Annotated in this window: 8 protein-coding genes; 2 read left to right on the forward strand and 6 right to left on the reverse strand. The window is 46.0% G+C overall.

What is annotated here, in order from left to right; genetic code table 11:
• The first annotated feature begins 79 nt into the window (after nt 1-79).
• Together GY33_RS0109160 and GY33_RS0109165 are read left to right on the forward strand one after the other, a co-directional pair.
• Nucleotides 80-829 carry a TylF/MycF/NovP-related O-methyltransferase gene (locus tag GY33_RS0109160; protein WP_200874854.1) on the forward strand — a complete coding sequence of 250 codons (750 nt, stop codon included), beginning with the start codon at nt 80-82 and terminating at the stop codon, nt 827-829.
• Between the two features lie 95 nt (nt 830-924).
• Nucleotides 925-2,793, forward strand: a complete 1,869-nt coding sequence (locus GY33_RS0109165; protein ID WP_031387048.1) for a hypothetical protein — start codon at nt 925-927, stop codon at nt 2,791-2,793.
• 38 nt (nt 2,794-2,831) lie between these two features.
• On the opposite strand, the gene GY33_RS0109170 is transcribed toward GY33_RS0109165, so the two are convergent.
• From GY33_RS0109170 to GY33_RS20480, 6 genes are all read right to left on the reverse strand, one after another.
• Entirely contained in the window at nt 2,832-3,785 is a 954-nt protein-coding gene (locus GY33_RS0109170) for a UbiA prenyltransferase family protein (RefSeq protein ID WP_031387049.1), read from the reverse strand.
• Between the two features lie 11 nt (nt 3,786-3,796).
• Nucleotides 3,797-4,498 (reverse strand): HAD family hydrolase, encoded by a 702-nt coding sequence (locus tag GY33_RS0109175; protein ID WP_051822464.1) that lies wholly within the window; start codon nt 4,496-4,498, stop codon nt 3,797-3,799.
• Nucleotides 4,499-4,502: 4 nt separating this feature from the next.
• Nucleotides 4,503-6,683: a LamG-like jellyroll fold domain-containing protein gene (locus GY33_RS0109180; protein WP_031387051.1), complete on the reverse strand. Its 2,181-nt coding sequence runs from the start codon at nt 6,681-6,683 to the stop codon at nt 4,503-4,505.
• Nucleotides 6,684-6,802: 119 nt separating this feature from the next.
• A complete protein-coding gene (locus GY33_RS0109185; RefSeq protein WP_031387052.1) occupies nt 6,803-9,781 on the reverse strand; it encodes a CotH kinase family protein in 2,979 nt (992 codons plus the stop codon).
• A gap of 1 nt (nt 9,782) precedes the next feature.
• The gene (locus tag GY33_RS20475) at nt 9,783-10,478 is read right to left on the reverse strand and encodes a DUF4956 domain-containing protein (RefSeq protein WP_084185009.1); all 696 of its coding nucleotides are present in this window, start codon (nt 10,476-10,478) and stop codon (nt 9,783-9,785) included.
• Nucleotides 10,478-11,170, reverse strand: a complete 693-nt coding sequence (locus tag GY33_RS20480) for a VTC domain-containing protein (RefSeq protein ID WP_084185011.1) — start codon at nt 11,168-11,170, stop codon at nt 10,478-10,480. Before GY33_RS20480 ends, GY33_RS20475 begins: the two co-directional genes overlap by 1 nt.
• Nucleotides 11,171-11,206: the final 36 nt, after the last annotated feature.

Here is an 11,206-nt window from a genome sequence, read left to right on the forward strand (position 1 = left end):
AGCTGAAAAATTTGCATATTATATTAAAGAATGAGTATTGTAATTTACAATTGTATAACTTTTCAAGGAGGCCAATCTGGTGATTAAAAAAGCAATTTCTTCATTCGTGCAGAGGTGTGGCTATGATATTGTCAGGCATGCAGACTATCCAGCTGACTTTGAAGATTTGCATATAGACATTATGAATAGAGTCCGCCCATACACGCTTACTAGTCATGAAAGGTTATATTCTCTCATAGAATCTGTAAAATATATCCTCAACAATAATATTAATGGCGCTTTTTTAGAATGCGGTGTCTATAAAGGAGGTTCTATGATGGCTGTTGCCTTGACACTTATGGCGGAAGGGCGCGCTGATAGAGATCTTTATCTTTATGACACTTATGAGGGTATGCCAGCTCCAGACGAGAGAGACGTCGATGTATGGGGTAAATCGGTTATGGAAGACTTCTCTAAAAAGAAAATTTCAGATACGAGCTCAACATGGACAAATGCTTCCTTGCAGGATGTTAAGAAAGCTATGGCCTTGACAGGTTATCCAATGGATAAGGTGTTTTTCGTCAAAGGCTTGGTGGAGGATACTCTTCCGGGCAATGCGCCAGAGTCCGTAGCACTGCTAAGGCTTGACACTGATTGGTACAAATCCACAAAGCACGAGTTAGAGCATCTATATCCACGTTTGTCACCAAGGGGCGTCATGATTCTCGATGACTACGGGCATTTTAAAGGAGCAAAGCAGGCTGTTGATGAATATTTTTATAATAGCAGCATGAAACCTCTATTGCACAGAATAGACTATACAGGAAGGCTAGTTGTCAAAGGTGTTTGATATCCGTTCCTCTATATAAGGATTAATTGTAGCTGTTTGCATTTTTTGCATAATTAAAAATTCCATTAATATAATACATCAGGTACTATTGCCTTATGGATATCAAACAAGTCAACAAATGGGATATCTTTGCTATCACTCTTTCTTTTCTTGCTTTCAGTTTTGCATATTGCATTGCAACGTTTGTTTTTCAGCACGCAACCTTGAATGCTGACGAGAATAGCTACCTTTTTCAGGCTCAGAATTTTCTCGAAGGAATTGTAGCCAGGCCTTCTCCTCCATTCCCGGCATCATTCCACCATGAAATGATCATCATCGCCCCGGATGTCGGTTGGCTGTCCAGGTATGCGCCTGGACACTCTCTTTTTCTGGCCCCCGGGGTTCTCGTTGGGAATCCGTATATGTGGGTTGCCTTGGCAGCAGGATTAAGTCTCTTTCTTGTGTATCTTTCCGGGAAACTGCTTGGGGGTCATGTTGCTGGAGTTTCAGCTGCTATCTTATTGCTTTTTTCACCCTATTTTTTGTTATATTATGGAACATTGGTGAGCCATACTAGTGGATTGCTCGCAGCTGCAGCAATGTTGGCCTCCTACATCTATTGGCGGCAAACTGGAGATGCCCGTTTCGCCATCATTGCCGGTTTGGCATGGGCATTTCTTTTCAATAATCGTACTTATACAGCATTACTCATAGCGATCCCATTTTCTATTGACTCCATGTGGCGTCTTTACAGAGAGCGAACTCTGCGTATGCTCAAGTCAACGTGCTATTTTGCCCTTGCATCTGCTTCAGGTGTGTTGGCGATATTGATTTATAACACATTGTCGACCGGTGATCCGTTGATGATGACTTACCTCAAGTATACTGAGACCCAAAAGCTCGGCTTCGGAAGTCGTCATTTTGGAAGAATCGATCACTCCTTGAGTCGTGGCCTTGGAATTCTTGTCTCAAATGTTTCCTTGCTCAACACATGGCTATGGGGCTTCTTTGGATCGCTCATTCTTTGCTTGGCCTTAGCATTCATTGGCTGGAAAAAGCATTGGACAAAGCTTCTTATCGGGGCAATACTGAGTGTATGGATTGGATATGTATATTTTTGGTATCAAGGTTCTCGTGATTTTGGACCTCTGTATTATTATGAAACACTACCTTTCATTATTATTGTCGCATCACTTGGCATCAGCAGAATCCTGAATTATGTAAAATTGAGGTATCTTTTGATTTTCATGGCAATATGGCTTGGCATCAATATCCCTTTCATCGTCTCCGCCAGCTTGGATATGCGGGAGAGAAACTTACCAAGACGGCTTGTCCTGGACGCCCTTGATGGAGCGCCAAGGGGGAGTTTGGTTTTTATCAACCCGAGGGAACATAGAGATGCTTTCAAGGATGGCAACGACATGATCTTCAACCCCCGTGGGCTGAACGGGGATATTATCGTTGTTAGGTGGCTGGAAAGCTCTAATAACGCCGTCATGCGCTACTTTAATGAATATGAACCGTTATGGCTCACCAAGGAAAACGGTGCAAACGTTTTCGTACCCATGCCCGTGGACCGGATGCATATTGAGATACCAGTTCAGATAATGCATCGGTTAACCGGGGAGAACAGCGAAGACGAAAATCGTCCTGGGAACGTCATCCGTCTTGCTCATGAAAATAAGCATCCTAGCGGATTGATAGCCTTTGGAAGATATTACGAGTTATATCAGGGGCGTTTTGCTGTAGAGTTTGACGTCAGAGCAACACCTGGGCAAGACGGCACACCTTCAATGCAGATTGAAGTAGCCTATGATCTTGGCCAAAAGATAATCGACTCAAGAACTGTCGGCCTTCGCGAAACATGGGAGACAGAGCGTATTGAATTTTTGTTGGACGATTTTATCTCGGCGGAACCGCGAGTGTTTTTCCTGGGTGCCGGCAAGGCGGAAATCGCTGCTATACGTGTAATGGAAATGGAGTGATCGGGATCAATCGCCTCTATCCGCAATGATGGGGCCGGTCAGTACGGCAGAACCCACGGCTCGAACAGTTCCCGAAGCCATTGCAGATCTAAAAAGAGGAGTAAAGTACATAAAATGAATGTTGCGGTGATAATCAACACTATCGAGCGCTCACGAAATAATTTTTCCGGTTTCAGAACTGGGCTGTTTGGCTTAAAAGACAAACGCATGTAGAATGCCATGGAGTACGCCACGAACGGAGCCGCGAGTATCAATTCGAAACGATAGCTGGCAATGAAATACCCACCCATCAATGCAAAAAAAGTAGCATAATAAAAAATACTCACAATGAGCCGCTGTTCATTGTAGTAGCCCAGCGATTTTCTGTAGTTAGCGGCGCGATCCGGGTCGTTGATCATCCTGTATTCGGCAAACCGTTTTGCCGCCATCAAAAATGCCCCAAACATCCAATATGCAATGAACATGGACAATGGCGGTGCATAGCCCATACCCGTACAATACCATCCCAAAGCAAGCCTAATTGGATTGTTAATGGACTCGCAAAGTACGTCCAGATAGGGAACGTCCTTGAAACGCAACGGTGGCATGTTGTAAACGATACCCATGATCCAGAGCATTAGCCCGGATATCCCGAACGGCAGATTGATGGAGAATGCCATGAACACGCTGGCAATGCTCAGCACCACCCACATCGCCCAAGCGATATCCATTCGAGCACGGCCACTGGGCAAGGGACGGTTTCGCTTTTCCGGATGGTATTGATCCGTTGGCGTATCCAGTATTTCATTGAGGACGTAATTACTAGAAGCTATCAGGCAGGTGCACAACACGCCGAAAATAATTGGCGGAATGACGCTAATTGAGATTAAATCTGGCTTGAAAAAAAAAGCCAACAGAATGCCCGGAGCCAAAAAAATATTCTTGAACCAATGATCGGGTCTGGCAATGTCAATATATGGTGCAATGGATGACTTGAAAAAAGGCTGCGTCATATTAAGCTGTCTCAATTTGGTTGGTTATGGGCTGTGGAAAACGCCCCCGGCAACTGCTGATAAGAATTAAAAGTATTCAGCGTGCTACAAGAACTACGGGCATATAGCAGGAAAGGCATGCCCGCGCGTCTGGCGCATTCGCCATCGCGGTCGTCCCGATCACCAATGAACAAACAGGCGGACGGCTCCAGGCCCAACACTCCCGCGCAAACCATAAGCCCCTTAGGATCTGGCTTCAGTAGGTCCACCCGGCGATCTTCTGCGTCCAGGACTAGGAAAAAGTTCAAGCCCAAGGATTCGATTTTTTGCGCTGCTGGATAGTCTGAAAACACTGCTGTGGTGATGCCGTTGCTCCGTAAAAACTTCAAAAAATCATCCAAATATTCAAGTTTGCACGCTCGAAGATGGTGAAGCGGGCGCTTAAACATCCATTCGTCCACGATGGCGTGAACCTCCCCGGCAGTACAACGTAGCAAGTCTGCGGCCAGATGATATTGAACCTTGGCAAGGTTATCGACCTTCATATCAGGCATCTGCTCTCGTAACCGACGAAACACAGCAAGGGTCTTGATGGTGCGTATCCCCGTAAATGGGGATCGCATCAGGTGGAAAACCAAGTCCCCAAGCATTTTCCGTCGCAGGCTGGATTGATCATACAGGGTGCCGTCCACGTCGAAAATCACAGCCTTAGGTAGTTGTCGAAGTTGGATCATCGGGCTATTGGTTTAAATCAAAAAAGAGTGTCAGCCAAAAGTTATCCGGATCCTGAGCCAGTCGCTCGCCTTCCAACTCCCTGCGATCTTCAAAGCGCTCCAAAAGCAAAACATGTTCCGAACCAGGCAAGCGAAAAGCTGAATCAAGCAGCGTTCCGTCCAGGATGGCCCAATGCGCGGCTAGAAACCGATCGTCATCCAACTCGCCATCAAAGACTTCGATCACCTCATACTCGTTGACCACCAGTCCCCGTCGATATGGAGCTATATCCGCAGGGTTCGGAACGGCTGATGCCTGCACGACTCTTGCCCTGACAAGGGCCAGATCCGGGACACTCCGCTGTGACAAGCTGTCTTTGATTTGCTCGTAATTCGTTCCAACTTCATCCAAGCCCAACGCCCTGTCGTAGAAAGCAAAATTTTCCAGGCTGCCCCGCCAGTCATGATCGTCGTTGATGCCCCCACCGAACAGGAAAGCGGCCTCGCCCCATCTTTGGGGATCTATGTTGATTACCTCGGAAACCGCTTGTTCACCGTCCATAAATGCATGCAACCTGCCCGCGGTGTACGACAACGCAAGGTGTACCGGTATTTCAGGAACAACAGGCCCGATGACGATTTCCGCATCTAGGGTTGTCACCATCCACTTTCCATGACTGGAGGCAACAACCAATTCATGTCCAGTTTCGGTGGACACGGAAAAAACCCTGCCTTGAGTCCAAGCATGTGATGCTGACGGCGTAGCGACCAATTCTAATGCGAAAGACTCCATGGGGAAATGCCTGGCCAAATGGTTCCCAGCGGTGTCATCGACAAAATAGCCTCCTTCAAGGAGCATAGCGTGATTCCGGTCATGTCGGGCAAGGCGACGAGGTTCGGGGCGAAAAATAAGCTGCGATCGGGTTTCGGGGTCGATAATTTCATGCGTTCCAGCGGCGTTCTCCCAAATATATGTCAAGCCATTGGTATTCGTCGGCCATCTCGATTCAAAGGCATCGGTGGCTTTCTTCTGCTCAACATCTTGCACAGTCTTCTCTTCAATAGGTCCACCTTGGACCCATACGTCCGGGTAAAAATCCGCATGGGTGTTATCAGTAACCATGACCCATGCTTCGACACTGGTTCGGTCATTATTTATTCGCCCTAGGTAGATCTTAACTTCGTTTCCGCCTCCGTGGATCTTGTTTGAGCCATCACCGACCTTATAAGGGCCGGTCACGGAAATGACCTGTGGATGGTTGGACCACCGCGGGTGATAAACCTCATATCCGTCCATGCCCGGAGCATTGTTTATGTTTATTGTCCAGCGTTCCCTCGTGTCCGCTTTGAAGACGTGAACATTGCGGTGTGGGCCGTCAAAGATCCAGAACAGATAGTCATTGTCCGGCGACATGGCCCCCCAGCATCCTCGGCCAAGTCGATTCCAAAGCCCAGTCTCTCTATCCAAAACCCCCATATAAGGCCAGGGAAATGCCGTACTTGCATAGCGCCCATCCACGGAAATTTGAAAGCTATCCTCACTGACTTTTGTCTGGTTCCAGACCAGTTCCTCACGCGACCTTGCCTTCCTGGAGTACCTCTGGGGTCTTTCAGTCTTTCCTGGTAAAAAAAGCGGATAGCGCCACATCGACTCATACGATGCCAAAGTGCGATGCTTGTCCACTTGCCCCCTGGCAACATACAGCCATTCGATTCCGGTGTCCGGATCTATCCACGTGGTCAAGCCAAAACCTGGACCCAAGTCCAAAAGATTAGTCCCGTCCCAGCGAATCATGTGGACGCGATGGGTTTCACGGTCGGAAAAAATCACCCACTCTCCGCTAACAGTGAACATGGGCTTGGCCATGCTGCGCGGACCGTCCAGCAGGACGCGCTCACCTTTCCCATCCTCGGTATCCAGGGACATCATTCGTAGATCCATGCCTTCAGCAAAAACATCCGTGCCTTGTCCGGTATCTTGAAGCCAGACTATTCGCGTCGGCGCTCCCGTCAGTTCTTCGATGGCCGCATCAATCGAAGAATCAGCCTCTTTCTGTTTCGGGGTGCGCAAATCTCCCTCTTGTGCGCATCCCATGATTAAGAGTAAAAGGAGTAATAAGACGACAAGGGGAGCTAATTTGCAATATTGATAAATCTGTAAGCGGTTCAAAAAAGTTACTTTCGAGAAAAAAAAACGAAATGGCATTTTCATTACTCCAGAAAACTACGGTTCACAGCTAGACGATCTTCAGATGGTAGTCGAATATTTATATAGGGCTAATCCTTTAGACAGCTTAGCAGCGCTCATAAGGAGGAGCCTTGGCCTTAGGGGCCATTTACGGGTTCAATTAGCTTGTCAAGCCACTTTAACTGACTCCTTACATTGTTTCGTAAATTCTCAAACCCCCTTTGAGGGTCGTTAATCCCGCGAGGCCAGCGTTCAAAATCCCACTCAATGTATCCTGTAAGGGAATGCTCCATGCGGGAGATGGCTGCCTGAAGAAACTCATCACTCAATTGGTGACGACGAAGTTCTGTCCATCGATCGCGGAGAAGTTGAGGGTACCCAGGGTATTCATCGATTAGGCGGTTAAATAGAAAATTGGATAGCCTGCGGTTACGGCCATGAAAGGTATTATCGTAGTCCCATGGTATAAAGAAGAATCTGCTTCCAAGGGTGTTATTTCGGGCGACATAAAGATTAACGACTTTTCCATCAGTATTGTCAGTGACGTTGAGCAAAATATGAAAGTCAATAACATTGTTTAAATTCATCCACTTTTCAAACTCATTAACAAAGTCTTCCTGAGAAGCGGAACTTGTAAACCGCATCAAGTCATCATAATGTTCAGCATATGGACCTGAATGTCTGACTTGGGGTAGTTTTTGATGATAACCGGCAGCTGGAAATTCACCGAATAGATTAGTAGGGGCCACATGTTTGTAAAGGGCGGCGTGGCGTTCATCGTCCTCGTTATACCTGGAAAAGCCAAGCATGCGTCGGTGCACGCGGGCCCCCATCTCATAGAGACCGTGGTAGCGACCGTTGACAAAGACTTCGGCCCATTTCACTTCGGGCGCATATCTAGGATCGTCATTGCTGCCAAAGCTTCTGAACATGTCATAAGAAAGTTTGTTGCGCATGAAGGTTGAGTCAAATAATCCATTCCCAAAAAAAAGATGTTTTGTTTTTGTCTCGTCCAAAAGGTAGTGGGGTTCATCCAGACGAAGATTGAATGGTTTCTTCGGTCGCCTCCAGAAACTGCTGTTGCCTCGAAACTTAATACCACCGCGTGTTTCCTGGGTGGCATAGAACACTCGAGGAGTTTCGCTTCCATGTTCCTCATAGTAATGGACAGAACAGTCTACGCGACGCAATTTATTAAGCCGTTCGGCAACGTGGACCATAACTGCCGGTACTTTTGCATTCTCGGGCATCACCCGAAAATTAAGAGTTTTAATGAAGGTCTGGGTGCTATCAGAAATGGTTGCGATCAAGTCAACACCTGCTGGCCGGTCTGCCAGCGGACGGAAAACCTTGCCCTCATCTGACAGAACACTTGGGTCAGAACTGAGCCATTGGATCTTTGCGCCTGACACATTGAAGACATCAAGGTCTAAGTTTGAAAGAAGATAAAATGGAGAAGGATTATCATTCAATAACATGAACTCGTTGAGTATGTTGGCTAACTTTCTCGCTTGCCCCCATTCCTCAGGTGCACGAGAAACATTATTAACAAGCCTGTAGCGATCAATAAGAAGTCGGTAAGAAACAGCTCGACTGCTAAGGGGGCTATTCATATCATTGATTAACGCAGTCCGGTAAACATCATGAAGCAGATCATACACTCCGAGCAATTCCTTGAGGGTTAATGGGATGTCTTTGTAAACAGGTGTTCTGAGATGATATTTTAGATCTATGCCATCAAAAAGCGAGCCCGCGTCGAGTACATTGCTGGGTCTTTCAAGAAAATCCCATAGATTTCCAGGAAACACGCCCATTCTCTCAAAATCTTCAAAATAGTACACGCCGATAAATTCGCCATTGATCATCAATCGGCACAATCCATTTTGGACATGTGGCAAATTAAGTTTGTGGGCTATCTGTGTCTCGAACAAAGGTGCAAGAAAACCAGAAATTTCAGGAGGGGTAAGTTTGATTATACGTATTCCCATTAAACTCGTGTCGCCTTTTGCCTCCAGTATGAATGATTGGCGCTTTCCCTCTGTATAGTTGATATTACTGCCGTCCAGTCGTAGAAAACCATTCCCAGCAGTTCCATTGATTACATACGAGATGGAACGCCTTTCAGCGGCCTTTTCCACTCGACGGCCACTAGCTTGGCTTATGTTGTGGTACTGATTGAAATGTCGCCTATCGTTCTTTGCCAGGACTAAATTAATTTCCGGTAAATCAGCATCGTGAGTACGTCCTTCGTGCAGGCCTGGATGAAAATAATCAACAGTTTTCAAAGCAGACTGGAAAAAGCGGTTAAGAGCGGAAACCGCTTTTAATTTCCAATAATACTCGGGAGATAGCATTTTGGAAATGGGAGAAGGAGAGCTGTGAACATCATTGATTTCATTGGATGTCAAGGCGCGACTGAATATTATAGATTCACCAATATCGCCCAAAATTGGGTAATTAGGGGCATACCAACGCATCTTACCTAGTTCGACATAATGAGAAGGCTGATCAACAGAAGCTATGTCTCCGGAAGCACGTAAAATGCCGTTTTCATATAATTGAGCTATTCCATTCTGTGGATCTACAGTGCCTGCGATGTGTGTGTATTGATCAAATGATTCAAACTTGTAGGATAGTGACTTAGACCCTTCGGGGTTTGGGATATGAAGGGTCATATGTCCATTTTCAAGCCGGAGGCCTGTATGACGGCCTTGTACGGAAGAGAAAAGAATATCCTGGGTAGGGAATAAGTCGTCAAGGTTCACCCATGTAGAAATAGTGTAGGTGCTCCCTAACTGGTTCCAGTTAAGAGATGTTTCAATAAAACTATATTTTGATCCATTGAAAAAACGAGTTCTACCACGAGGGCCGCTACTTGCCTCCACACCTGATTGATTGACTTGGATTTCTGAAGGCCACGCGACGCCCCGTGTATCCTCAAATGTCAGCAATAACAAAACATCATGCTTTTCTGCTATCTCGCGGCCAAGCTTCTCGGAGTAATGATCAACCTGATCTTGAAGCCAGTAGGAGATGTGGCTGTCGAATTTGTAGGCAAAAGCCAACGCCCCGAAGAAAGCGAAAACAATCGCCAGGGAGGAAAGCTTGCGAAACATATTATCTTATGCCTCCGGGGCGATCCAGAAATACATTCATGGATTGGACCGGAGCAACCTTGCGCAATCCAGCCTGAAAATCCGCGACATCAGATTTCAAGCCTGAAAATGTCCATTGCATGCTTGTAACTCCGTCTCTGCTAGACGAGCTCTCCAGAGAATTACGCCGCATGTTTTCCTGAAGATATTTAGAAATACCTTCTTTTGAATTTAAGGCATCTGAGTCAGCCAAGGTCATAACAAGGACGCCATCACGTTTCAGAAACTTGAATGTGCGTACGCCACGGATCAGGAAAAGGCTCATCAATGCTAATGCGTAAAGAATAACTATATAACGAAAATTAAATGTCGCTGCCGATATTGAGGCGGCAACAACGAGCATAATAAATCCAATTTCTTCAGGTTCTTTGATAGGCGTTCTAAAACGGATAATTGACAATGCTCCTAAAAGTCCCAAAGAAAGAGGAATAGAAGTTTGTATACCGATAAAAAGAGTTGTTATCGAGATTCCAAGAAGTGGGAATGCCCTATGAACCTGACTTCCTGTGCCTCTGCTTTCATAGAAAAAACGATACATTGCTGACGCAGCAAAAGATGCGACTAGCGCAGCGAGAATCGCTGTCATGAATAACGAAGGATCCATCCGTGTTTGAATACTCTGAAAATCTTCCAATACTCGAAACAATCCAATGTCCATTAGTGTACCCCTCCCATAAGAATAAAGTTCATACAGTCACCATATTTTGAAAAACTTCTTAGCCGAAAGCCTGCATCGTAAAGATCTTTAACCCAAGGCAATTCAATCAGTCCCTGGCTTTTGAACTCACATACAACTATAGGTATATTTGCTAACACATAGCTAAATCCAGGTAAAAAATCTCTGTTTGTTCTGCTGGCGACAATGTCTATATCAACGCAAACCCGCATAAGCGTAACTGGACAAATAAAGCGCCACCGATGATATGAAATCTGGATAACTGGAAATAAATCCGGTGGGATGGGCAGGTTTGCACTGCGAGCCTCATCATAAAGTAGTTGAACATAGCGTGGATCATGAAGCGGCGCAGCAGGAAACCAGTCATAGTCAATGTCTAGCGAGTGACGAACTTTGTCTCTCGCGCTTCCGATTCGGTATTTAATTTCAATATAGGCTTTGCGGGAAATTTGATCGCTTGCCGTATTTCCATACCACCTAAGACGCACTTTCCTCTTGATGTGGTCGCCCTCAATTTTTTCCCAGTATGAACTGAGACGGGGAGTGTCGTAGTAAATGCTGTGGATCGTATCTAACGGATAAGTCGGGTCAAGAAGGCAATGCTGATGAAAAATTGCCAGCGCGTAATCAAGTTTATGGTTCAAGGCGACGAACTTGCGTTCATTTGTTAGCATAATTGGTACACCTATTAATTCAAAAAAGTAGTGAAG

The sequence above is a fragment of the Desulfonatronum thiodismutans genome, from assembly GCF_000717475.1.
In the GTDB taxonomy this organism is placed as follows: domain Bacteria; phylum Desulfobacterota; class Desulfovibrionia; order Desulfovibrionales; family Desulfonatronaceae; genus Desulfonatronum; species Desulfonatronum thiodismutans.

Bases quoted from the DNA above. Each gene is read 5' to 3' on its own strand.
- GY33_RS0109165 (WP_031387048.1), top strand. From the start codon at position 925: ATGGATATCAAACAAGTCAACAAATGGGATATCTTTGCTATCACTCTT.
- GY33_RS0109170 (WP_031387049.1), bottom strand. From the start codon at position 3,785: ATGACGCAGCCTTTTTTCAAGTCATCCATTGCACCATATATTGACATT.
- GY33_RS0109175 (WP_051822464.1), bottom strand. From the start codon at position 4,498: ATGATCCAACTTCGACAACTACCTAAGGCTGTGATTTTCGACGTGGAC.
- GY33_RS0109180 (WP_031387051.1), bottom strand. From the start codon at position 6,683: ATGCCATTTCGTTTTTTTTTCTCGAAAGTAACTTTTTTGAACCGCTTA.
- GY33_RS0109185 (WP_031387052.1), bottom strand. From the start codon at position 9,781: ATGTTTCGCAAGCTTTCCTCCCTGGCGATTGTTTTCGCTTTCTTCGGG.
- GY33_RS20475 (WP_084185009.1), bottom strand. From the start codon at position 10,478: ATGGACATTGGATTGTTTCGAGTATTGGAAGATTTTCAGAGTATTCAA.
- GY33_RS20480 (WP_084185011.1), bottom strand. From the start codon at position 11,170: ATGCTAACAAATGAACGCAAGTTCGTCGCCTTGAACCATAAACTTGAT.